This window comes from Polaromonas sp. C04, from assembly GCF_002002705.1.
In the GTDB taxonomy this organism is placed as follows: domain Bacteria; phylum Pseudomonadota; class Gammaproteobacteria; order Burkholderiales; family Burkholderiaceae_C; genus Rhodoferax_A.
In genome coordinates this window covers 131,379-152,506 of record NZ_MUNS01000022.1, presented here as the reverse complement: position 1 = coordinate 152,506, position 21,128 = coordinate 131,379, and the positions used below count along the sequence as shown (strand labels likewise).

Here is a 21,128-nt window from a genome sequence, read left to right as displayed (position 1 = left end):
CGGGGGCTGTCAATGGGTTATGCCAGATAACGCGGCGGCGATGAGCGGTGCCACGCTGACCGCATTGCTTGAATGGCTGATGCAATCGGTGCTCCATACCTCGCCCACGCCGGCGTCAAGAATGACCTGCAAGGCGTCGCCCGCAAACAGGGCGTGCGTCACGGCCACATCAACGGAAGCCGCGCGGGCCGCCAGCAGCAGGCGCGCGGCGCTTGCAAGGGTCTGGCCGGTGCTTGCGACATCATCGAGCAAGACCACGGCGCGGCCGGCTACGTTCACGGGGGGCAGCTCGATCTCGACGTCCCGGTCGCCGTGGCGGACCTTGCGGCACACCGCATGGTCAAAACCGTGTCGCGCGGCGGCCTGGGCGACCCACTGCGCCGACTCGGCATCCGGTCCCACCAGCAGCGGCCGCTGCCGGCGCCCGGCGATCAGATCGGCCAGCAGGGCTGCGCCGGTCAATGCAATCGCGTGGGGCACCGGTATCGCCTCCCGCAGCGTGGCGATGCGATGCAGGTGCGGGTCCACCGTGATCACGGCGTCGAACAGGTCCGCGAGAAAGCGCCCGACGATGCGCTGGCTGACCGCTTCACCGGGGAGAAATGCCACATCCTGGCGCATATAGGCCAGGTAGGGCGCCACCAGCGTCAGGTGCCGTGCTCCCAGCTCACGCGCGGTGCGGGCGGCCAGCAGCAACTCCACCAGTTTTTCATTGGGATGCTCAAGCGTGCGCAGCAGCACCACGCTTTCGGGCAGCGATGCCGGAAGGCGCAGCTTGAACTCGCCGTCAGGAAAGCGGTGGCGCCCGATAGGGGCCGACACCAGGGCGGCTGCGCCGGCAAGCCGCAGCGCGCTTTCGTGCTCGTCTTCAAAGTACAACAGCAAGGCAGTCGCCGTCATCAGAACTCCACAAACACGTGCGGCACCTCGTCAGCGCGGCCAATCGTGTAGCCCGTGGACTGGCTGCAGGCGCGGCGCGCAAACTCCAGGTCCGCGGGGAATCCGGCATGCACGCGGTACAGCAGGGCGCCGGTCTCCACCGCATCGCCCAGCTTGCGCAGCAGATCCACCCCCGCATTCTTGACCTTGGGAGCGCCGGCGAAGCGGGCAATCCGCGCCAGTTGCAGATTGTCGAAGCCGGCCACCACGCCGGCTTCGGGTGAGCGCACCTCGAAGGTCAGCGCCCCGAGTTCGGGATTGTTGTGGTCGAAGGATTTGCTGCCCTGGGCCCGGATAATGTCATTCATCTTGGCCAATGCGCGGCCCGAGTCCAGAATGTCGCGCGCAATGGCAAAACCGTCGCCGCCACGCACGTCCGGATCGCATTCAATCAGACGGCCGGCCAGCCGCAAGGCTTTTTGCCGCAGGTCAACGGGCGCGCGCGGATCGTTTTCCAGTACGCGCATTACGTCCCGGGCTTCGAGCGCGGGGCCGATGCCGAAACCGATGGGCTGGCGGCCGTCGGTGATCACCACGTCGAGCGACAGGTTCATGCGTTTGGCAACGTATTCAAACAGGCGGCGCAGGCGCTGGGCATCCGCCATGGAGCGCACCTTGGCGGTCGGCCCGATCGGGATGTCGAGCACCAGATAGTTGGAACCGGCGGCGATCTTTTTTGACAGGATGGAGGCCACCATCTGTCCGGGGGCATCAAGCGCCAGGGGCCGCTCCACGGAAATCAGCACTTCATCGGCCGGCGAGAGGTCGGCTGTGCCGCCCCAGGAGATGCATCCGCGGTGATTGCGCACGATCTCCTGGAGCTGTTCCACAGGCAACTCCACATTGGCCAGCACCTCCATGGTGTCGGCGGTGCCCGCTGGCGAGGTGATGGCACGCGAGGAAGTTTTGGGGCACAGCATGCCATGTGCCGCGACGATGGGCACGATCAGCATGGAGGTGCGGTTGCCGGGGATACCGCCGATGCAGTGCTTGTCCACCACCAGCGCCTCGTGCCAGTCCAGCCGTCGTCCGGCCTCGATCATGGCCTCTGTCAGGAAGTACACCTCCTCGCGGTCCAGGTCATCGCGGTGGGTCGCCACCACAAAGGCCGTCAACTCGATTTTGGAGTAGTGGTGCTCGGCGATGTCGCGCACGATGCCGCGTAATTCTTCCAGCCCAAGGCGTTCCCCGCCGAGTTTGCGGTGCAGTGCGCCGATAGACTCGGGCGGCTCCGCCTGCGATACCGTGACGCTCTGGCTGCCCGTCACTTCCATCTGGGCATAAGCGGCCATGGAAAGGCCGAGCTCGCCACACGACACGATGTTCTCGTCATCCACCACGTTCAGCGTGGCCAGAATGCGGTGTCCGTTGGCCCGGACTTCCACCTTCGAGAGCGCCTGGAAGCCTTCGGCTCGATAAATCTCGCAGTCACGGTGCAGGTAGGCCACATTTTCGGGGTAGGTGTCGATCAGCACCCGGCGCAGCGAAAGTCGGGCCGGGTCGACCGGACTGCTGCCTGGCACCGGGCAGGCAGCGGACGGTTCGGCAGTCACTTTGTTCATGGGAATAGCCTACACTGAATTTGCACTGCGGTTAGCGTGGCCGGCGGCGACAGAATCAGCGGTTCAATCAAAAAAGGCTTGCATCGCGGCAAGCCTTTTGCGTGCAGCGGGACTGCAATGCGTCAGACGCGCTTGCGGTACTCGCCGGTGCGGGTGTCGATTTCGACCCGGTCACCCTGGGCCACGAAAATCGGCACACCGATCTCGAAGCCGGTGGCGATCTTGGCGGGCTTGAGCACCTTGCCGGACGTGTCGCCCTTGACGGCGGGCTCGGTCCAGGTGATTTCGCGCTCGACGCTGGTCGGCAGCTCCACCGAGATGGCCTTGCCGTCGTAGAACACCACTTCCAGCGGCATGCCGTCTTCCAGGTAGTTCAGCGTGTCGCCCATGTTCTCGGCTTCGACTTCGTACTGGTTGAATTCTTCATCCATGCAGACGTACATCGGCTCGGCAAAGTAGGAGTAGGTGCAATCCTTCTTGTCGAGGATGACCTGGTCCATCTTGTCGTCGGCCTTGAACACGACTTCGGTGTTGAAGTTGGCGATCAGGCTCTTGAGCTTCATGCGCACGGTGGCCGAGTTGCGGCCGCCGCGGCTGTATTCGGTCTTGAGCACAACCATCGGGTCTTTGCCGTGCATGATGACGTTGCCGGCGCGGATTTCTTGAGCGATTTTCATAGGGTCTTGAGAGGAGGTCTTGAGAAACGTGTCAGGAGGTGGGGCCGCCCTGGTGGCAGGAAGCGTTTCCCGCCCAACCGGCATGTCGATTCCACCGAGCTCCCGATTTTAACGGTTTTTCAGGACGAATTGCAGCAGCTGGTGGGTCAGGTCGTCCTGCGCCAGCAGCCGGGTGCGCGCCGCCGCTGCCACGGGGCCCCAGGCGGCGCCGTCGATGGGTGGCAGGCCGGCGGCGCTGGCGCCGTTCCAGACGCGGTGGAACTGCCGCAGCGGCGCGGGCGCCTGCAGCCAGTCCAGAAACGCCTGCAGCTTGCCGTGGTGGGCTGCGTCGTCCTGCGGGTAGAGCTGCCAGATGAAGGGCTTGCCGGCCCACAGGGCGCGCACCAGCGAGTCCTCGCCGCGCACAAAATTCAGGTCGCAGGCCCACAACAGGTGGTCGAAGTCGATTTGAGTGAGTGCCGGAAGATATGAAATTGATAGCTTACTGTGTACGTCCCATAATGGCTGAAGCCTCTTTTTATGCTCAATCGCGGCCCTTGTTGCCGCAGCGGCCCGCCCCGCCGTGACCAGCAGCCGGGTGGGTTGCGCGCCACCCGCCAGTTGGTCGAGCAGGTTATCCAGGGCGGGCGGTTCGTAACAAAAAAGTGACACCAGCCGTTCGCCTTGTGGGTCGATCCCCAGCCGCGCCAGCCAGGTGGCGCGGTCGAATTCCAGCTGGCGGCGCGCCAGGCCGGCCTCGCGCAGCAGCCCGCCGGTGCGCGCCGTGAAGCCGGGGTAGAAAAAATGCTTGGTCAGACCCGCGCCGGGACCGCTCAGGACCGGCGAGGGCAGGCCGTGGGCGCGCTCGACGAAGCTCTCTGCGGACAGGTATTCGAGGTTGATCCATACGGGCTTTCGGCCTGTAGCCCTTACCCAATCTACGCATGCAGCTATGAACTCGGGAGCAATCTCGCAGCCGAAGGCCTCCACCAGCACGTCGGCCGGCGGCAGACCGGCGGCCTCCAGCGATTGCGCCCACGGCAGCACCGTGACGCCCGGACAGCCGGTCGGCGCCATCCAGCACAGCGCGCTGGCGTCGTCCACCCAAAGCCGCACCTGTTCGCCGCGCGAGGCCAGATCGGCGCTCAGGCGCCAGCACACGCCGATGTCGCCAAAGTTGTCGATAACCTTGCAGAAGATGTCCCACAGCATGGCGCGATTGTGACCCTACCTATTCCAGCCCTGGCGCCGTGTCGGTCTGGCTGCAGGAACGACAATACGGTGGTATGTCAGACACGCATTCCGAACAACTGCTGAGCGAGGTCGCGGCGCTGCCGGCGCTGCCGGGGGTGTACCGCTACTTCGATGCCGACGGCCAGCTGCTGTATGTCGGCAAGGCGATCAACCTGAAGCGGCGGGTTTCGAGCTACTTCCACAAAGACCATGGCGGCACGCGCATCGGTCACATGGTGAGCAAGATCGTGCGCATGGAAACCACCGTGGTGCGCTCCGAGGCCGAGGCGCTGCTGCTGGAAAACAACCTGATCAAGGCGCTGAACCCGAAGTACAACATCCTGTTCCGGGACGACAAGAGTTATCCGTACCTGAAGATGACCGGTACCCACGGCAAGGTGGCGGCCGGGGCGCCGGCGTCGGCCAGTTTCCCGCGCATCGCCTACTACCGCGGCGCGGTCGAAAAGAAGCACCGCTACTTCGGCCCGTTCCCCAATGGCTGGGCGGTGAAGGAATCGATCCTGCTGCTGCAAAAGGTGTTCCGGCTGCGCACCTGCGAGGACACGGTGTTCAGCAACCGCACCCGGCCCTGTCTGCTGTACCAGATCAAGCGCTGCTCGGCGCCCTGCGTGAATTACATCTCGCCCGAGGCCTATGCGCAGGATGTGCTGGACGCCGAAAAATTCCTGCAGGGCGAGACCCAGCAGGTGCTGGACGCGCTGCAGGCCCGCATGATGGCGCATGCCGAGCGGCTGGAGTTCGAGCAGGCGGCCGAGCTGCGCAACCAGATGTCGGCCCTGTCGGCCGTGCTGCATCAGCAGGCGGTGGACAACGTGTCGGACAAGGACGTGGACATCCTGGCGGTGCAGGTACACGGGGGCCGCGCATGTGTCAACCTGGCCATGGTGCGCGGCGGGCGGCATCTGGGCGACCGGCCCTATTTTCCGGCGCAGGTGGAAGATGCCACGGGTGTGTACCAGGCAGACGTGGACGATGAGCAGCCGCCGGCCCATCCGTCGGTCGAGGCGCAGGTGCTCGAAGCCTTCATCGCGCAACACTACATCGACGTGCCGGTGCCGCCCACGCTGATCACGAGCGAGCCGGTCAGCCAGAGCCTGATCGAGGCGCTGTCGCTGCAAACCGGCGTGCGGATCAGCGCCGTGCACCAGCCGCGCGAGCAGCGCCGCATCTGGCTGGAGATGGCGCAGAAAGACGCCGGCATCGCGCTGGCGCGTTTGCTGGCCGAAGAGGGCTCGCAGCAGGCCCGCACCCGCGCGCTGGTGGACGCGCTCGGGCTCGTGCCGGACCAGCTCGATGCCTTTCGCATCGAATGCTTCGACATTTCCCACACCGCGGGGGAGGCCACGCAGGCCTCGTGTGTGGTGTTTCAGGGTCACAAAATGCAAAGCGCCGAGTACCGCCGCTACTCGATCGAGCACATCACGCCGGGTGACGACTACGCCGCCATGCGCCAGGTGCTGACGCGGCGCTACAGCAAGATGGTGGAGGCCATCCGACAGGCCGACAACGGGACGCAGGACGCCACAGGCGCACCGGCGCAGGGCGCGGATGAAGGCAGCACCGGCGCGGCGGCGCCCGCCAGCGCCGTGCGGCTGCCCGACCTGGTGCTGGTGGACGGCGGCAAGGGCCAGGTCAGCATGGCGCGCGAGGTCTTCGCCGAACTCGGCATTGATTTGAGCCTGATCGTGGGCGTGGAAAAGGGCGAGGGCCGCAAGGTCGGCCTGGAAGAGCTGGTGTTTGCCGACGGCCGCCCCAAGGTCTATCTGGGCAAGGATTCCGCGGCCCTGATGCTGGTCGCGCAAATCCGCGACGAGGCGCACCGCTTTGCCATCACCGGCATGCGGGCCAAACGCGCCAGGGTGCGCGTGGGCGGAGGCAAGCTCGAAGAAATCCCGGGGATCGGCCCGAAACGCCGCGCCCGGCTGCTGCAGCGCTTTGGCGGGGTTCGGGGCGTGGCCTCGGCCAGCGTGCAGGACATTGCCACGGTGGAGGGCATCTCGAAGGAGCTGGCCGCGGAAATCTACAGGGCCCTGCGATAGGCGCCGCGGGCCTGCCTGCTGCACATCGCCGGCCATGACACAATCGCCCTCATGTTTCTGACCATTCCGACCATCATGACCTGGGCGCGCATCGTCGCGATTCCATTGATCGTCGGAGTGTTCTACCTGCCCATCAGCCAGCCCAGCCGCAACCTGATTGCCACCGTGATGTTCGTGCTGTTCGCCGCCACCGACTGGCTCGATGGCTACCTAGCGCGCAAACTGAACCAGACCTCTTCGTTCGGCGCTTTCCTCGATCCGGTGGCCGACAAGTTCCTGGTCTGCGCCTGCGTGCTGGTGCTGGTGTACCTGCAACGCGTTGATGTGTTTGTGGCGCTCATCATCATCGGCCGCGAGATTGCCATTTCGGCGCTGCGCGAATGGATGGCCCAGATCGGGGCCTCCAAGAGCGTGGCGGTGCACATGATCGGCAAGCTCAAGACGGTGGCGCAAATGGTGGCCATTCCGTTCCTGCTGTTCGACGGCATGCTGTTCGGGCGCATCGACACCCATTTGTGGGGCACCTGGCTGATCTGGATTGCGGCCATCCTGACCGTCTGGTCCATGGTTTATTACCTGCAAAAAGCGCTGCCGGAGATCCGTGCGCGCGTGAAGTGACATTGCTGCCATGACGTCGGTGGCCCGCGACGACGCCTTTACGCGGGCCATGCCCGCGGTGTTCGTCGTGATCTGGAGCACCGGCTTCATCGTCGCGCGCTACGGCATGCCGTATGCCCCGCCGATGAAGTTTCTGGCGCTGCGCTATGCGCTGTCCATTCTGTGTTTTCTGCCCTGGATCGCGCTGTCGCGCGTGGCTTGGCCGAAAACGCGTGCGCAGTGGCTGCACCTGGCGGTCACAGGCGTGCTGATGAATGGCGGCTACCTGGGCGGTGTCTGGGCTGCCGTCAAGGCCGGCATGGGCTCGGGCCTGTCGTCATTGATCGTGGGCTTGCAGCCGGTGTTGACTGCCGTCTGGCTCTCGGGCACGGGCGGGCACGTGACGCGCCGGCAGTGGACCGGCTTGACGCTGGGCTTTGCGGGGCTGGCGCTGGTGGTGTCGCGCAGGCTGGGGCAGGGGGGCGAGGCCGACTGGTTCAACCTCTCGCTGGCCACCATGGCGCTGTTCAGCATCACGGCCGGCACGCTCTACCAGAAGCGGTTTGTGGCGCCCTGCGACGTTCGCTCGGCCAACGCTGTGCTGGTGGGCGCAGCCTTGCTGGTCACGCTGCCATTTGCGCTGCTGGAGCATGAGACCATGCACTGGAACGCCGAGCTGGCCGGCGCCATGGCCTGGTCGGTGCTGGCGTTGACGCTGGGCGGCAGTTCGCTGCTGTATCTGCTGATCCAGCGTGGCGCCGTGGCGTCGGTCACCAGTCTGATGTACTTGGTGCCGCCCGCCACGGCACTGATGGCGTGGCTGCTGTTTGCCGAGCCCATCACGGCGACGACCGTGATCGGCACGGCGCTGACGGCGATCGGGGTCAGCCTCGTGGTGCGAGCGAAGCGCTGAGCCGGGTCAATTGTGGTGATGGTCAAGGAGCATGAAACATGAGCAAGAAGCGGATCGCGGTCATCGCCGGTGACGGCATCGGCAAGGAAGTGATGCCCGAGGGCATCCGTGTGATGGACGCTGCGGCGCGCAAGTTCGGCATTGACTTGCAATTCGATCACTTCGATTTTTCGAGCTGGGACTACTTTGAGCGCCACGGCAAGATGCTGCCGGACGACTGGAAGGACCAGATCGGTGGCCACGATGCGATCTACTTCGGGGCGGTGGGTTGGCCCGAGAAGATCGCCGACCATGTCTCGCTGTGGGGCTCGCTGCTGCTGTTTCGCCGCGAGTTCGACCAGTACGTCAACCTGCGACCCGCGCGCCTGATGCCCGGCATCATCGCGCCGGTGGTGCGGCGCGACGGCAGCCCGCGTGAGCCCGGCGAGATCGACATGGTCATCGTGCGCGAGAACACCGAAGGCGAGTACTCCAGCATTGGCGGGCGCATGTACGCCGGCACCGAGCGCGAGATCGTGATGCAGGAGACGGTGATGTCGCGCATTGGCGTCGACCGTGTGCTGAAATTCGCTTTCGAGCTGGCGCAATCACGCCCGAAGAAACACCTGACCAGTGCGACCAAGTCGAACGGCATCGCGATCACCATGCCGTACTGGGATGAGCGCGTGGCCGAGATGGCGAGGGCCTATCCGGCGGTCAGCGTCGACAAATTCCACATCGATATCCTGACCGCGCACTTCGTGCAGCGCCCCGATTTCTTCGACGTGGTGGTGGCCAGCAATCTGTTCGGCGATATCCTGAGCGACCTGGGCCCGGCCTGCACGGGTACCATCGGCATCGCACCGAGCGCCAACCTGAATCCGGATAAAAAATTCCCGTCGCTGTTCGAACCGGTGCATGGCTCGGCCCCTGATATTGCGGGCAAAAATCTGGCGAACCCGATTGGCCAGATATGGTGCGGCGCCCTGATGCTGGACTTCCTGGGCCATCGGCAGGCCCATGATGCCGTGCTGGCCGCCATCGAGAAAGTGCTGGATCCCCAAAGCGGTGCGCCGCGCACACCGGACATCGGCGGCACGGCCGGCACGGCTGATCTCGGCAAGGCCATCGCGGGCGTTTTGTAGCGGTGCGCAAGACTTGTCAATCCGAAAGATTTGCAAGTGACTGTGGCGAATCGGCACGCCCGGCGTCAAGGGGCGGCGTAAATCTGTCTAAAATTGCCGCTTGCGCCGTTGTAATGCTGCGAGCTGTATTGACACCATGGCAGTCCATGGCTCTAATCTGACGCAGCAGCGGGCGCTGCCACCAAAAACTCCCTGAAGGTTTGAGAGAATCAACAGATCGAAGTCTCAAGCCTCGGGAGATTTTTTTGAACTACATCCGGATCAACTTTTTTCAAACGAGGGGCCCCTTGTGAATAAGACAGAACTCATTGAGCACATCGCAAAGCATGCAGACATCTCCAAGGCCGCGGCTACCCGCGCACTGGAGTCCACCATTGGCGCCGTCAAGACGACCCTGAAAAAAGGCGGCTCGGTGTCGCTGGTGGGTTTTGGCACTTTTGCGGTGGGTAAACGTGCTGCGCGCAGCGGGCGTAACCCGCGCACCGGCGCTGCGATTAAAATCAAGGCAGCCAAGGTGCCAAAGTTCCGTCCAGGCAAGGCATTGAAAGATGCGTTGAACTGAGAACCCGTTTAGGTGGGGTGCTTAGCTCAGCTGGTAGAGCGGCGCCCTTACAAGGCGTAGGTCGGCGGTTCGAACCCGTCAGCACCCACCACCGATGCAAAGGCGAACGGCTTGTTCGCCTTTTCTTTTTTTGTCTTTGAAAGATTGAGCATGTTTGAAGCTATCCGCAAGCACTCCAAAATCGTCCTGGGTTTGTTGTTCTTGTTGATCATCCCGTCCTTTGTGCTGTTCGGCATCGAGCGCAACCGCAACAACGAGAGTGCTCAAACCGTGGCGACGGTGGACGGCCAGGACATCACGCAAAACGAGTGGGACAACGCGCACAAGAACGAAGTCGATCGCCTGCGCGCCTCCAACCCCACGCTGGATGCCAAACTGCTCGATTCGCCGCAGGCGCGTTATGCGTCGCTGGAACGGGTCGTGCGCGACCACGTGCTGGCTGCGGCGGCCAGCAAATCCAGACTCGTCACGAGCGACCAGCGGCTTGCGCAATCACTGCAGGAAAACCCGACCATCGCCTCGCTGCGCAAGCCCGATGGTTCGCTGGACATGGACCGCTACCGGCAACTGGTCGGTGCCCAGGGCATGACACCGCAGATGTTCGAGGCCGGCGTGCGTCGCGATCTGTCCGCGCGCCAGGTCATGGTGGGCCTGGCCGGAACGAGCTTTGCCACGTCCGCGCAGGCCGATGTGGCGCTGAACGCCTTTCTCGAGAAGCGCGAAGTTCAGATTGCGCGCTTCAACCCCGCTGATTTTGCGGCCAAGGTCACGCTGACCGATGCCGACCTAGAGGCCTTCTACAAGAGCAACCAGGCCTTGTTCCAGGCGCCCGAGCAGGCCAGCATCGAATACGTGGTGCTCGATCTGGACACCGTCAAAAATTCAATCACGCTGAATCCGCAGGATGTCAAAACCTATTACGACCAAAATGCCGCGCGCCTGAGCGGTCAGGAGGAGCGGCGTGCCAGCCACATCCTGATCGCCGTACCCAAGGGGGCATCGGCGGCGGAGCGCGAGAAGGCCAAGGCTCACGCGGAAGAATTGCTGGCAATAGTCAAAAAAGCGCCCGACAGTTTTGCCGATGTGGCACGAAAAGACTCCCAGGATCCCGGTTCGGCGGCCAAGGGGGGCGACCTCGACTTCTTCACCCGTGACGCGATGGTGAAGCCTTTTGCCGATGCGGTTTTTGCGATGAAGAAGGGCGACATCAGCGACGTGGTGGAGACCGAGTACGGCTACCACATCATCAAGCTCACCGACATCAAGGCACCGAAGCAGCGCAGTTTTGAGGAAATGAAGCCCGAGATCGAGGCCGACCTGAAGAACCAGCAGGCCCAGAGCAAATTCGCCGAAACGGCAGATGCCTTCACGAACAGCGTGTACGAGCAGGCGGATAGTCTCAAGCCCGTGGCCGACAAACTCAAGCTGCAAATCCAGACGGCGACCAATGTGACGCGCAAACCAGCGCCCGGTGTGGCCGGCGTGCTGGCCAATGCCAAATTTCTGGAAGCGCTGTTTGCTCCCGACTCGATCGACAAAAAACGCAATACCGAGGCGGTGGAAACGGCTCCCAATCAGCTGGTCTCGGGGCGCGTGACGCATTACACGCCGAGCCGTATCCTGCCGTTTGCAGAGGTCAAGGACAACGTGCGCCAGCGCCTGCTGGCCATCCGTGGTGCAGCGCTGGCAAAGGCCGAAGGCATGGCCAAGCTGGCGGCCTGGAAGGCCAACCCGGCGGCGGCCGTGCTGCCGCCAGCCGTCGTGGTTTCGCGGGATCAGGCGCAAAACCAGCCCGGCCCCTTCGTCGAGGCCATTTTGCGGGCCGACAGTACCCATCTGCCGTCGTTTATCGGCGTGGACCTGGGCGCGCAGGGCTATGCCGTCGCCAAAATCAACAAGATCATTCCACGTGAGCCGTCCACGCCTGCTGCTGCCGCGCAGGAGCGCGCCCAATTCACGCAATGGGTCGCGTCGGCCGAGGCCCTGGCCTACTACGACCTTCTGAAAGAGCGCTTCAAGGCGACCATCAAGGTCCCCAAGCCCGCGGCCAAGACCGCAGAAGAGTTGTCGCAGGCGGCAACACAATAGCCGGCCCCGCTATAATCATGCTCAAACGGTGGCTGTAGCTCAGTTGGTAGAGTCCAGGATTGTGATTCCTGTTGTCGTGGGTTCGAGCCCCATCAGCCACCCCAATCCCCCATAGCGCTCCGGTAAGTACTTGATTTCCTTGTAAATCAAGTACTTACGACCAGATATAAAGTCTGGTTGTTACACGACCTGTCACACAACTACGTGGAGCAGGAACGTGAAAGCAATCTCAGAAAATCTGTATGAGCGCGGCAAGTCCGGCATGAAATACTGCCGTCGCCGAATCCCCGCCGCCCTCTTGGCGGCGTATCCCCCAAAACAAACGCACATCACTCGCAGTCTGCATACGTCCGACCTGCGCGAGGCCAAAAAGCGCCTCAAAGTTGAAATCAACCAGATAGATTCCGAATTCGCCCAGCATCGGACTGCGTTGAAGGAAAAGCAGGCCCTCTACACGCGGAAAAAGCTGAACTCCTTGTCGCAGGAGCAACTGAAGGCATTGGCAGACCATTGGGTCCGCCAAGTCTTGCTTAACGATGAGCAACTGCGCAGCGAGGGCCTTGACGACGCGGAATTCGATGGACTGGGGGCGCGGTTGGAGCAGCAGCGCTCTGAATTGGGCCGAATGCTGGCCACCGGACGTTCCGACAAAATTTTGCCAGCCATGCACGGTTTTATTTATCTGTGCGGGCTGGATGTCGAAATGTCGCCAGAGGAGACCAGGCGGGCCGGGGCTGCATTCTTGAGTGCTGTTGTGACATCGTTGGACCACCAGCGAGCCCGGCAGAGTGGACAGGTCGTGAATACCAACGACGTTGCACCTGTCGTCCCTACGCCCAAGGAGCTCGCCGCCAGTGAGGCTGCCAAGTCATCAGAACAAGGACCCAGTTGGGATTCAATATTCGCGGTTTGGCGAGACTATGTCAAAAATCGACCCAAAAGCACCACTATTGCGACTCAGACGCCATGGCGTGAACTGCAGAAACTGGCCGCAGCCAATGGCGTGAATCACCCTGGCGATGTCACTGCTGAGTTGATGCGAAAGTTTGTGGATGAAATGGCCACTCGTGGTCTTGCGGTCGTAACCCTTAATGAGCGGCTGGCCAAGATAAAGTCCCTTTTCAAGGTGGCGAAGGGGAAGGGGGCGCTTGCCGTCAATCCGGCCATCGATACGATTGGTTTGAAGCAAAACAGTTTTGAGAAGCGAAAGCAGCGTCGATTGCCTTTTGACAAGGCCGACCTGGGCCGTATTTTTTCATCGCCCATCTTCAACCACCAGCAATTACGCTCACAGGGTCAATCCGGAGAGGCCTCTTACTGGATACCAATCCTGATGTATTACACGGGTGCCAGAACGGAGGAGATAGCTGGCCTGGCGCTTTCTGATGTGGTGCAGGACCCTGTGCATGGTTGGTATTTCAACCTTATTGACCGCCCCTCTCAGGACGATGATTTGTTTCTTGACGAAGAGGGGGCTCAGGAAAAGAGGCCGAACGCCGACGGGCAGACCAAGGAGCAATGGCGAAACCTCAAAAATGACAAATCCATACGGAAGGTTCCCATGGCAACCGAACTGATTGACCTTGGCCTTTTCCGGTTCATGGACGCAATGAAAGCCAAAGGCCAGACCTCCCTGTTTCCCTCGTTAACCCATGATTGGCACGACAAGCTGTCTGGAGCGTTTTCCAAATTTTTTGGGCGCTACAAAGTGCATGTTTTGGGCATCAGCAACCCTAAAAAAGTGCTTTACTCATTTCGTCACACCATGAAGGATGCGATGACCAGTGCACAAGTTGAATCGAAATATCTCAAGCGCATTCTTGGCCATGCCAGCGGGGAGGGCTCTGTAACGGATGGGTACGGGGCTGCAGATGTGCCATTGCAAGCCCTGATGTCGGAATTCAGAAAAGTGAAGTTTTTCCCTATCGCAGCACAGCCATGGCAGCCAGGCAAGGGACCGGTCAGGCTCAAGAAGCCAGGAAAATCAGAACCCTGACGGAAAAAAGGGACTCTCTGGGTCAACAGCAACGTACTGCCTTGGGACGGTTTGACAACGCTGTTAGCCCTACAAACGCTGGATTTCGGCAAGAAGAAGCCACCGCATGAGGGTGGCTTCGTAAATCAAATCATCGTTATTCGGCGTGTTACCCCGTTACCTCGTTTCAGCTGTAAAGGGTTGACCAATCAGATTCGTGCTGAGATTCCGTTGCCAGCTGTCGTTCCTGCGTTTGTACCTGCGTCTTTCTCGGCGCCAGCTCCGGAGGTTGCCCCTGTTGTGGCGCCAGCGCCTGCTCCTTTACCGTTTCTCGAGGAGCAACGGGTGCAGCGGAATCCACTCCACCTTGTAATGTCGACGGCCTGGCGATTTTGCTGGCTTCAAAGGCAATAATGAGCAAAGTGCCCGAGGGTTTGCCGTCTCTTCCGACATAGAAGTCGACTTTGAGTTTTCCCGTGACCTTGACGAAGTCACCCTTGGCCAGCCCCGGGTTCGACTCCTTCATGATTCGAACTGAGTACCAACAAGGGCTCGGGTCCACCCCCCGCTGACTCTCGCACAGCCTCAGTTCGTAATAGGCTCTTTTTGTGGTCTTGCTCTCCTTACGGACGGGTTCCGTAGCCACGTTTCCAAATACCTGCATGTGCATGTCCTCATTCATGAATGCGACGGGATAAGCCCCGTCGCAAGCACGTATAGGCACCGTTAGTCGCACAGGTCGGGACAAGAACAGCGTCTTCGGAGCAGAAGTTCAGGCGCCGCTCTAAGGCGCAGCAAGCCGGGCTCACTGCATGCGCGCAGGCAACGGCTCCCAGCGCTGGGCCATCCTTTCCAGCGCCTCGTCCGGAACCCCATGCCTGTTTTGCCACTTGCCCTGTGCCTCGACGATTCGCACGTTCCCGGCCATCGGCAGATATGGGTCCAACTCGCGCAGCTGGGTAAACGTGTTGCTGACAACCACCCGCTCACCCTTGGCAAGCGCCTCACGCGTCATTCTTTGACACCAGCCATGGGCATCCCGAATGCGTGAGGCGTCGTATTTGTAGTCGCCCTCGCGTTCAAAAAACATGTCCGCTTCGAAATGCTTGAAACCAATCATGGCCAGCACGCGCGCCATCGTGCTCTTGCCGCTTCCTGGGAGCCCGCGAATCAGGACAAGTTCACCTTGTGAATCGCCTCGATGCGACCGGCGCTCTCCGGCTCGTGGACTTGGTGTGAGCCTTGCGCTGGAGAATTCGTTTTTTCGCGGGGCGGGGGAGCTGGACGTTGCGTTCATCGGAAACCAAATCAGAGTGGAAGGTCTTCAGTGAAGCGCCGTGGTTTATATTCGTTTGGTGGACTGCCTGGCGGGTGATTGGCAGTCGAGGCAGTGCACGCCTGGCGTATCGGGCGCCAGCCGCCGGCGGTGTCATCGTGCTGGCATGATGTTCGTAGGCAAGCAGGGTTAGGGAGCCGCAGCGGATGAAATCCGCTTGCCAATGGCGGAAGCCAGATTGGCGGGGACCCCAACCTGGTATTTCGGTATATGAAAAAGTGATTTCATGGCGGCCGTTTGGCGCTCTTCAAGAGCGCTTCAAGCCGGCAATGGTTGACTTCAGGCACCCACACGGGGCTTTTAAACCCGGTTCCGGCCTTGAAGACCCCACGCCAGACCACGCCAGGGGGCTTTCAACCCCTTGGCGTCTGCTGCTCGTCGCATCGGATACCCTTCAATTTCTACTTGAAAGGTTGAACGCCGTGACTACGACCGTCTTCACTCTCCCTGGCTACCGCATCGGCCCCTACGAGATGCGCGTGGTGGCCGCCGAGCGCGACGATTTTGCGGACAAGCGCCGCAAGGTGGAGGCGGATTGGACCGCCTGCCTGGTGCGTATCGACCGCCACGCGCAGCCCCGCGCCGCGCTGGGCTACTTCCTGCGCCATCTGGTGACGGCCATTCACTATCGCTCCGGGCTCAACGATTCCAGCGATGAGGAGTCATTTACGCACAGTTTATCCACAGGACTGGTTGAGCTCGCGCGTTCGAATCCGCTATTTTGGGAGGCCTTCATGGAGTTGGCCGAGACGACGCTTCGGCCTGGCGCCGGCTGGATTCAGGCCGCGGGGGGATTCTCGCCAGACCTCGCGTTGAGGATGCCACGGCGCATCACGCACCGAAGCCGCGGCTGCCAAATCACCACCCTGGCGCAGCTTCATTGCGACAAGGCCGGGGCCTACGGCTTTTACACGCTACGCGGCGGCCTGGTGGAGCTGTCCGACGGCCTGCAAGGCGCCAACCTGGCCGTTGTGGCCATCCACGAGGTGCTGCACTTCCTGCATGAGTGCGAAGGCCTGGACAGCGCCGCCTCGGTCAAGCGGTACCGCGAAGTCCAGGCGCGCACCCTGCTTCGGTTCTGGAAAGACAACCCGACGTTCTGGCGCTGGTGGCTCAGTGTGGTCAACCCGCTCAATACGGTCGAAACGCCGCTACTGCGCGTCGTCTAGTCCCTTGGCAGTGCGGTGCAGGATGCCGGTGTCCGTGTCCACGTTGAAGGCGTCGAACCTTGCCTCGCGCACGCCGTTGTACTTGCTGTTGAAAACCAGCGTAGTCGCGCCAATGCGGTAGCATTCCAAGGAGACCGCACCTGCCAATTCACTCGCGCAGAGAGTACGGCAGGGCGCCGAGGTCTTTGCCCGAGAGTCCCGAATACGCGTTAGCCCAGCGCGGTCGACCTGGACGACCAGCCAGCGCCCCGGTCATCCTGGTGTCGGCCGTGGGGCGGCATGTCGTCGACCTCGAATCGGAACTGAGACTGCATTTCAGAACGTGACCATGCTTCAACTTCGACCGAACTGCGAGTGCTGCAACAAGGACCTTCCGCCCGACTCCGGCGACGCCCGCATCTGCTCCTTTGAATGCACTTTTTGCGCGTCTTGCGCCGAGACCGTACTGATGGGCGCATGCCCCAACTGCGGTGGCGAACTCGTGCCACGGCCAAGACGTCCTGCGAGCAAGCTGGCAACTCATCCAGCCTCTACCGAACGTGTTTTTAAGCCGGGCGGTTGCGCCAAGTCTGCGTAAGCGGCACAGCACTCATTGCTTCCCAATCCCATGGCCCTGACCGAAATTGAGCTCAAGCGCTGCGAAAAGGCAATCGCGGCGTTCATGGCGAATCGCCGACCCCCGGTCCATCTGCGTGACGAACTCGACCTTGGTTACCGCGTCGATGGCCACAGCGTGGAGATATTCGAGATTCGGCCGGACTGGAAGGACCACGCCATACGACGTGAGTCCCCCGTGGCCAAAGCCACCTTCGTGCGGACTAAAGGTGTCTGGAGGGTGTTCTGGATGCGTGCAGACATGAAGTGGCACGGATATGAGGAAAATTCAGAAGTCAGGTCGCTTGAAGTTTTTCTGGATGTCGTTGACCGCGATGATTACGGGTGCTTCTTCGGCTGAGACGTGCAGGCTTGGGCGGTGGTCTCGCTACTTGTGATGCAGTCCAAAGTGTCGGGCTTGCCTGTGTATGCGCTGCCGAGGGTCATGCTGGGAGGCCGGGCAGGGGACGCCGCCTAAGCAGGGCGGCTTAGGCGGTGTTGCGTGCACGTAGTCGCCTGCGGCCACGACAGTTCGGCGGAGGTCGGAGAAGGGGGACATCGCTTTGCCCAACGAATGCCGGGTCGAATTGTTTAGGTCGCCACGCCTGCCCAATCCCAAACATCTTGCGCAAGAGGCGAAGGAGAGGAATGCGCTGATATGAGGAAGCCTTGCTTCTCCAGGTTCCAGCTCTGCTCGCCAAGAATGTTCTCAACGCGCTCCAGTTCCGCGGGCGGCATGGCGCCGGGCGCTGGGGTCATAACAAACAATGCGAGCTGCCGGTCAAGTAGCCCTTTGACCCTGGCGTAGGTGGCCAGGTCGCGAGAGGCGCGGAGGAAGTTCAACTCAACGCTTGTCGGCGTTTTATACACCGCGGAAATAACGCTCCCTGCTTTGCCGGGAGGCTCAAGGTTGAATTCAAGCCAGTGCGACTCGCCGGTAGCGTGGTCTCTGAGCGCGCGCTGCGGCTCTGTGTGAATGCGCTCGAAAGAGAGACCAGCGATTCGCTTCAATTCGTCATCAACCATCCGGCGCACGGAGGTGTTGTCCAGAGTGATGAAGTCGCGGGTCTTGCGCTCCTCACGGGGGATAAAAGGAACTACATCCAAGTAGAGGCGACTGAGCACCGCATCCAGGGATGCGCCAGCCGTCGGCCACAGGTCGCCCAAAAGAACCGCAGTCGAATCGAACTGAACGTCGCGAAGCGGCATCTGGTCCTTGCGAGCACGAAGCAAGCCTTGCTCCGCTGTCTCCAACAGAGTACGCAGCTCTGCAACGTCGTCCCGCCCATACAGGCACTCGAACTTCGCCAAGTCGTCTAGAACGCGGAAACTGAAGGTCCCATCCATGCCGGCGACGACAACGCCGACTGTGTATCGCTGCCTTGCGAACGGGTCGGGCTGCAGTTCGATGGTCGCCCACAATCCGTCGAACGCAGCCTTAGACACCGCGGCGGCGTGTCGCCGCAGGTGCGCGTACGGGTCGTCGCCCGTAGACAAGAACATGCTGTTCACGATATAAGCCCCAGTTCGTTGGCAAGCCAGTCCGGATGGGCACGCTGTCCTAAGAATTGCAGAATAGCAGTTGCGGTGGCGGTGGCTCGGAACGGGTCCGCAACCATCGCGAAGATGAATTGCTGGAGGGCAGGCGTGGCTTTCATAAACGCTGGCTGGTGCTCCTTGGATGCAAGCATCATCGAGACTTCGAACTTCGTATAGCCAGCGGGTTTCAAAAGCGACTGCGCCTGTGCTCGCAGGCTATTGTGCGCGCACGAGAACCCGCCCGCGACCCACACCAATGTGTACAGGATGAACTCATTGTCGATGGGTATGTATTCCCCCGCTTTGGTGCGAAGAAAGTTACCGGTATGGCGGTCCTGGTTTTCAACCCACATGTCGAACGCCGCAATCTTAGCGACGTCCTCTCGTTTGAACGCCTGCGCCGCGCGTAGCCGCGCGAGCCATTGCCAAGGACTGGTGACGTGTTTACCCTCCACTGTGGCCGAGCAAAACGCCAGCACCTGCGAGATGCTGTGCCAATGCTGGTCCAGCGGCATGCATTGGCGCAGCTTCTGCACTGGGAGCACCAGCAGCGCAGCGAACTTCGGGCGCGGAAGGTTGAGGGCATCGGCGACCAGCCAGGCCATCCCCTCAGCGAACGCCATTGGGTAACCTTGCGGTGACGCCTTCACGAAGCACTTGTGCTCCTGACCAGACGCGTCGACTATGAGCGCTTGGTGTGTTGTGTGATTTTGCCCCCTGGCCTTCGGCGCGCTTCTAAATTCGCGCCACGCAGTCTCCGGCAGGATAGGAATCATCAAGCCGCCTCTTCCCTTTTTTTGGTACGTTTTAGATGCCATGATAAATCACGACATCTAAATTGCTCCTCGGGTGCGGCCCGGGGTCAGCGCCCACCCTGGGCTTTCCCCGGGGCAGGCGGTGCCGTTTATTTAGTTGTACCAGCTTGAGTGGATGCCGAAGGTTGCATCCAGGCCGACCACAGGTCGCGCATAACAGAGGCGATGCGGGAGAGAGTGTTCGAAGCTTTTTCGGCGCGCTGTCGGCACGGCAGGCGCACCCCGGAGCCTCGCGCGAAGCGAGATTCGGTATCTCCCGAGCACTCGCTGCAGTCCTTGTCGTGGCGCAGGTTCGTCTTCAACCATGTTCCCTTGAACACGTCGTACCTGTAGTACGCGGCCGCGGGGCGGTTGACGTCCGTGCCGACGAAGTCCATCAGGAAGTCGTTCGTCGCGCGACTCGCACCGATGCCGTTGAGCGTGATGACGCTGGGATTCGGCGTTTCTGCCCCGTAATTTTGAGCCCGCCAATCTGCCTCGGACTTCTCCTCGATGGCCAAACGGTAGCCGGAAATAAGTCCGTTGCACAACAAGCAGCCGCAACCCGGGCGCATATGGCGCACAACGCTGTAAAGCTGTTCCAGGTTGCCGCCCTCTTTGGACAGCAAAATCTTGCTGCCGACCTGTACGGCCGGGATGAGGTGCTGGTTCACGATGGCGTTCACCACCAGTCTGGCGCGCATGGTGTCCGCGCACAGGAAGATGAAGTCGCAGTCCACGAGCTTGTCCGCCACGTCCTCGTAGGTCACGTCGTCTTCGATGACCTCGCAACGAACGTTCGGATTGACCAGCCTCGCGTACCGGGCTGCCAGTTCGGTCTTGGGAGGCTTGTGCGCGATGTCGCGGAAGATGGCCGTCACCACTCTCGACAGGTTCGTTTCTTCGAACTTGTCCGAGTCAATCAGCACCAGGTCGCCTACGCCCATCCGTGCCAAATCCTGGACGGCCATCGAACCCACGCCGCCTAAGCCGACGACCGCCACGCGGGCGCCGGCGAGGTGAGCTTGGCCTGCTTCACCGAGGAAGCGCACCTGCCGGTCGACGCTCGGGCGGTAGGCCGCCTTGGGCGCGCGCGATGGGGAGGAATAGAGCCGCTGTATTCTCGATGACACGACGGTGCAGTACTTCAACCTGCCGCGTTCGGTCTTCGACCACCACAGGTCAATCTGCAGAGACCGCAGGCCGAACACCAGCGCGCCGACGGGCATGCCCTTGGCGATATCTAGAAGCGCCGGGTAGCCGCGCTCGTGCGAGGCGTAGTCCACGTCGGAGAACTCGACCGACCTGTCGGAGCCGTGGTTGTGGACGTGCAGGTACACCAGTTTTTCGTTGCGGGCGCGTACGATGGCGCGGTTGATGAACGTCGCGGAGAGGCGTCCGTGGCCTTGCGGGGACACGCCGTAATCCACGCCATCCTGAGCGAGCAGGACTTCTCGGACAAGGAGCCGCGGTGTTTGGCTTGGGCGCTGCACGAGGGCCGCCAGGACCACGGCTGCGTGCTCCCGCTCGTCACCGGGATACAGGTGGTTGTAAAGCTGGTCCCATTGGCTCTGCGCAAAGCGCAGTTCGACATCGCGGCTCATGCCAAGCTCCTTACGAACTCAATCACTTTCACGAACTTAGCGGTAGCCGACTGACCGCCGACCATCCGGTTGTTGCGCCGCGAGAGCTGAAGGGCCTGGCGGTTTTGCCAACTCACGCCCGAAAGCGGTCCGGTCAGTGCGGTGCCGTCGGCGCGCTTCACCTCGGCCCCCATAAAAACGGGGTAGACGTCGGCGTAGGGCAGGCTGGCCGGGAGTTGTGCTCCGAACCAGGTTTTTGTCGGGGTGAACTTCGGCCCAAGCTCGACGCCCTCCACCAGCACAAACGCGCCCCCGTTACCGTCCTCGGCCAGGACAGTGACGGTTGCGTTTGGGAACGCCTTCTTTAGGCCGTCGAAGGCCGCGGTGACGCTTGGGGTCATTGG

General features: G+C 61.8%; 21 protein-coding genes and 2 tRNA genes. 12 read left to right on the top strand and 11 right to left on the bottom strand.

Features of this window, described 5'->3' with window-relative positions; all coding sequences use genetic code 11:
- Positions 1 to 9: 9 nt before the first annotated feature.
- The 4 genes from B0E49_RS04510 to earP form a co-directional block, all read right to left on the bottom strand.
- Positions 10 to 900 (bottom strand): ribose-phosphate diphosphokinase, encoded by an 891-nt coding sequence (locus B0E49_RS04510; RefSeq protein ID WP_077560773.1) that lies wholly within the window; start codon positions 898 to 900, stop codon positions 10 to 12.
- The gene (locus B0E49_RS04505; RefSeq protein ID WP_077560772.1) at positions 900 to 2,501 is read right to left on the bottom strand and encodes a thymidine phosphorylase family protein; all 1,602 of its coding nucleotides are present in this window, start codon (positions 2,499 to 2,501) and stop codon (positions 900 to 902) included. Before B0E49_RS04505 ends, B0E49_RS04510 begins: the two co-directional genes overlap by 1 nt.
- A gap of 122 nt (positions 2,502 to 2,623) precedes the next feature.
- Complete coding sequence (efp, locus tag B0E49_RS04500) at positions 2,624 to 3,178, bottom strand: elongation factor P (RefSeq protein WP_077560771.1); 555 nt, start codon at positions 3,176 to 3,178, stop codon at positions 2,624 to 2,626.
- A gap of 108 nt (positions 3,179 to 3,286) precedes the next feature.
- The gene (gene earP / locus B0E49_RS04495; RefSeq protein ID WP_077560770.1) at positions 3,287 to 4,369 is read right to left on the bottom strand and encodes an elongation factor P maturation arginine rhamnosyltransferase EarP; all 1,083 of its coding nucleotides are present in this window, start codon (positions 4,367 to 4,369) and stop codon (positions 3,287 to 3,289) included.
- Positions 4,370 to 4,443: 74 nt separating this feature from the next.
- On the opposite strand from earP, the gene uvrC reads away from it, so the two are divergent.
- The 9 genes from uvrC (at position 4,444) to B0E49_RS04450 (ending at position 13,730) form a co-directional block, all read left to right on the top strand.
- Complete coding sequence (gene uvrC, locus B0E49_RS04490) at positions 4,444 to 6,450, top strand: excinuclease ABC subunit UvrC (protein WP_077560769.1); 2,007 nt, start codon at positions 4,444 to 4,446, stop codon at positions 6,448 to 6,450.
- A gap of 51 nt (positions 6,451 to 6,501) precedes the next feature.
- A complete protein-coding gene (gene pgsA, locus B0E49_RS04485) occupies positions 6,502 to 7,068 on the top strand; it encodes a CDP-diacylglycerol--glycerol-3-phosphate 3-phosphatidyltransferase (protein WP_077560768.1) in 567 nt (188 codons plus the stop codon).
- 10 nt (positions 7,069 to 7,078) lie between these two features.
- Positions 7,079 to 7,960 carry a DMT family transporter gene (locus tag B0E49_RS04480; protein ID WP_077560767.1) on the top strand — a complete coding sequence of 294 codons (882 nt, stop codon included), beginning with the start codon at positions 7,079 to 7,081 and terminating at the stop codon, positions 7,958 to 7,960.
- A gap of 38 nt (positions 7,961 to 7,998) precedes the next feature.
- Positions 7,999 to 9,084 carry a tartrate dehydrogenase gene (locus B0E49_RS04475; protein ID WP_077560766.1) on the top strand — a complete coding sequence of 362 codons (1,086 nt, stop codon included), beginning with the start codon at positions 7,999 to 8,001 and terminating at the stop codon, positions 9,082 to 9,084.
- A gap of 289 nt (positions 9,085 to 9,373) precedes the next feature.
- Positions 9,374 to 9,646, top strand: coding sequence for an HU family DNA-binding protein (locus B0E49_RS04470; RefSeq protein WP_077560765.1), 273 nt, complete (start codon positions 9,374 to 9,376; stop codon positions 9,644 to 9,646).
- Positions 9,647 to 9,661: 15 nt separating this feature from the next.
- Positions 9,662 to 9,737 (top strand) — tRNA-Val (locus B0E49_RS04465).
- 59 nt (positions 9,738 to 9,796) lie between these two features.
- On the top strand, positions 9,797 to 11,734 hold the full coding sequence (locus B0E49_RS04460; RefSeq protein ID WP_077560764.1) for a SurA N-terminal domain-containing protein: 1,938 nt from the start codon (positions 9,797 to 9,799) through the stop codon (positions 11,732 to 11,734).
- 28 nt (positions 11,735 to 11,762) lie between these two features.
- Positions 11,763 to 11,838: transfer RNA gene (locus tag B0E49_RS04455), tRNA-His, on the top strand.
- Positions 11,839 to 11,951: 113 nt separating this feature from the next.
- Entirely contained in the window at positions 11,952 to 13,730 is a 1,779-nt protein-coding gene (locus tag B0E49_RS04450; RefSeq protein ID WP_077560763.1) for a DUF6538 domain-containing protein, read from the top strand.
- A 166-nt stretch (positions 13,731 to 13,896) separates the two neighbouring features.
- Here B0E49_RS04450 and B0E49_RS20825 read toward each other — a convergent pair whose 3' ends face one another.
- Both B0E49_RS20825 and B0E49_RS04440 read right to left on the bottom strand, forming a co-directional pair.
- Positions 13,897 to 14,235, bottom strand: a complete 339-nt coding sequence (locus B0E49_RS20825; RefSeq protein WP_286137797.1) for a single stranded DNA-binding domain-containing protein — start codon at positions 14,233 to 14,235, stop codon at positions 13,897 to 13,899.
- A gap of 279 nt (positions 14,236 to 14,514) precedes the next feature.
- Positions 14,515 to 15,006: an AAA family ATPase gene (locus tag B0E49_RS04440; protein ID WP_077560762.1), complete on the bottom strand. Its 492-nt coding sequence runs from the start codon at positions 15,004 to 15,006 to the stop codon at positions 14,515 to 14,517.
- Between the two features lie 461 nt (positions 15,007 to 15,467).
- On the opposite strand from B0E49_RS04440, the gene B0E49_RS04435 reads away from it, so the two are divergent.
- Positions 15,468 to 16,214 (top strand): hypothetical protein, encoded by a 747-nt coding sequence (locus tag B0E49_RS04435; RefSeq protein ID WP_144264440.1) that lies wholly within the window; start codon positions 15,468 to 15,470, stop codon positions 16,212 to 16,214.
- On the opposite strand, the gene B0E49_RS20445 is transcribed toward B0E49_RS04435, so the two are convergent.
- Positions 16,197 to 16,343 (bottom strand): hypothetical protein, encoded by a 147-nt coding sequence (locus tag B0E49_RS20445; RefSeq protein WP_168174998.1) that lies wholly within the window; start codon positions 16,341 to 16,343, stop codon positions 16,197 to 16,199. The two genes, B0E49_RS04435 and B0E49_RS20445, sit on opposite strands and share 18 nt — an antisense overlap.
- 199 nt (positions 16,344 to 16,542) lie before the next feature.
- On the opposite strand from B0E49_RS20445, the gene B0E49_RS04430 reads away from it, so the two are divergent.
- Together B0E49_RS04430 and B0E49_RS04425 are read left to right on the top strand one after the other, a co-directional pair.
- Positions 16,543 to 16,791, top strand: coding sequence for a DUF1272 domain-containing protein (locus B0E49_RS04430; RefSeq protein ID WP_077560760.1), 249 nt, complete (start codon positions 16,543 to 16,545; stop codon positions 16,789 to 16,791).
- Between the two features lie 30 nt (positions 16,792 to 16,821).
- Positions 16,822 to 17,169 (top strand): DUF3024 domain-containing protein, encoded by a 348-nt coding sequence (locus tag B0E49_RS04425; protein ID WP_077560759.1) that lies wholly within the window; start codon positions 16,822 to 16,824, stop codon positions 17,167 to 17,169.
- Positions 17,170 to 17,399: 230 nt separating this feature from the next.
- On the opposite strand, the gene B0E49_RS04420 is transcribed toward B0E49_RS04425, so the two are convergent.
- The 4 genes from B0E49_RS04420 to B0E49_RS04405 form a co-directional block, all read right to left on the bottom strand.
- Positions 17,400 to 18,320: a hypothetical protein gene (locus tag B0E49_RS04420; protein WP_144264439.1), complete on the bottom strand. Its 921-nt coding sequence runs from the start codon at positions 18,318 to 18,320 to the stop codon at positions 17,400 to 17,402.
- On the bottom strand, positions 18,317 to 19,123 hold the full coding sequence (locus B0E49_RS04415; RefSeq protein WP_168174997.1) for a HipA family kinase: 807 nt from the start codon (positions 19,121 to 19,123) through the stop codon (positions 18,317 to 18,319). Before B0E49_RS04415 ends, B0E49_RS04420 begins: the two co-directional genes overlap by 4 nt.
- A 128-nt stretch (positions 19,124 to 19,251) precedes the next feature.
- Positions 19,252 to 20,745, bottom strand: coding sequence for a ThiF family adenylyltransferase (locus tag B0E49_RS04410; protein WP_077560756.1), 1,494 nt, complete (start codon positions 20,743 to 20,745; stop codon positions 19,252 to 19,254).
- Positions 20,742 to 21,125, bottom strand: coding sequence for a hypothetical protein (locus B0E49_RS04405; protein WP_077560755.1), 384 nt, complete (start codon positions 21,123 to 21,125; stop codon positions 20,742 to 20,744). The genes B0E49_RS04410 and B0E49_RS04405 overlap by 4 nt, the downstream gene beginning before the upstream one ends.
- Between the last annotated feature and the right edge of the window lie 3 nt (positions 21,126 to 21,128).

What these genes read in the sequence shown, in the direction of transcription:
- B0E49_RS04440 (WP_077560762.1), bottom strand. Translation starts at nt 15,006, where the DNA reads ATGAACGCAACGTCCAGCTCCCCCGCCCCGCGAAAAAACGAATTCTCC.
- B0E49_RS04430 (WP_077560760.1), top strand. Translation starts at nt 16,543, where the DNA reads ATGCTTCAACTTCGACCGAACTGCGAGTGCTGCAACAAGGACCTTCCG.
- B0E49_RS04480 (WP_077560767.1), top strand. Translation starts at nt 7,079, where the DNA reads ATGACGTCGGTGGCCCGCGACGACGCCTTTACGCGGGCCATGCCCGCG.
- B0E49_RS04425 (WP_077560759.1), top strand. Translation starts at nt 16,822, where the DNA reads ATGGCCCTGACCGAAATTGAGCTCAAGCGCTGCGAAAAGGCAATCGCG.
- pgsA (WP_077560768.1), top strand. Translation starts at nt 6,502, where the DNA reads ATGTTTCTGACCATTCCGACCATCATGACCTGGGCGCGCATCGTCGCG.
- B0E49_RS20825 (WP_286137797.1), bottom strand. Translation starts at nt 14,235, where the DNA reads ATGAAGGAGTCGAACCCGGGGCTGGCCAAGGGTGACTTCGTCAAGGTC.
- B0E49_RS04460 (WP_077560764.1), top strand. Translation starts at nt 9,797, where the DNA reads ATGTTTGAAGCTATCCGCAAGCACTCCAAAATCGTCCTGGGTTTGTTG.
- B0E49_RS04475 (WP_077560766.1), top strand. Translation starts at nt 7,999, where the DNA reads ATGAGCAAGAAGCGGATCGCGGTCATCGCCGGTGACGGCATCGGCAAG.
- uvrC (WP_077560769.1), top strand. Translation starts at nt 4,444, where the DNA reads ATGTCAGACACGCATTCCGAACAACTGCTGAGCGAGGTCGCGGCGCTG.
- earP (WP_077560770.1), bottom strand. Translation starts at nt 4,369, where the DNA reads ATGCTGTGGGACATCTTCTGCAAGGTTATCGACAACTTTGGCGACATC.
- B0E49_RS04405 (WP_077560755.1), bottom strand. Translation starts at nt 21,125, where the DNA reads ATGACCCCAAGCGTCACCGCGGCCTTCGACGGCCTAAAGAAGGCGTTC.
- B0E49_RS04510 (WP_077560773.1), bottom strand. Translation starts at nt 900, where the DNA reads ATGACGGCGACTGCCTTGCTGTTGTACTTTGAAGACGAGCACGAAAGC.
- B0E49_RS04410 (WP_077560756.1), bottom strand. Translation starts at nt 20,745, where the DNA reads ATGAGCCGCGATGTCGAACTGCGCTTTGCGCAGAGCCAATGGGACCAG.
- B0E49_RS04415 (WP_168174997.1), bottom strand. Translation starts at nt 19,123, where the DNA reads ATGATTCCTATCCTGCCGGAGACTGCGTGGCGCGAATTTAGAAGCGCG.
- B0E49_RS04505 (WP_077560772.1), bottom strand. Translation starts at nt 2,501, where the DNA reads ATGAACAAAGTGACTGCCGAACCGTCCGCTGCCTGCCCGGTGCCAGGC.
- efp (WP_077560771.1), bottom strand. Translation starts at nt 3,178, where the DNA reads ATGAAAATCGCTCAAGAAATCCGCGCCGGCAACGTCATCATGCACGGC.